This is a genomic window from Chitinophaga sp. sic0106 (genome assembly GCF_019219075.1).
Taxonomy (GTDB): domain Bacteria; phylum Bacteroidota; class Bacteroidia; order Chitinophagales; family Chitinophagaceae; genus Chitinophaga.
In genome coordinates this window covers 1-255 of record NZ_JAHUWJ010000069.1, presented here as the reverse complement: position 1 = coordinate 255, position 255 = coordinate 1, and the positions used below count along the sequence as shown (strand labels likewise).

Annotated in this window: 1 rRNA gene; it reads right to left on the bottom strand. The window is 44.3% G+C overall.

Annotated features, from left to right (window positions below):
* Positions 1 to 255 (bottom strand): 23S ribosomal RNA (locus KW844_RS28965); the annotation flags it as partial.

Below are 255 nucleotides of genomic sequence, written 5' to 3'. Positions count from 1 at the left end.
CTCCTCGACTACCTGTGTCGGTTTACGGTACGGGCTGCTATAAACGAACCTTAGAAGTTTTTCTTGGAAGTCTGATTAGGGACATTATCAGCGAGGCCGAAGCTTTGCTGTACTATCAGGTTCATCAGGTCTTGCGGATTTACCTACAAAACCTATAACTACTCCCTTTAACGCACTATTCCGTAAGTGCGCAGTCCTTTCACTACTCCGTTACTCCATCGAATTTATAGCAGGTGTTGGAATATTCACCAACTT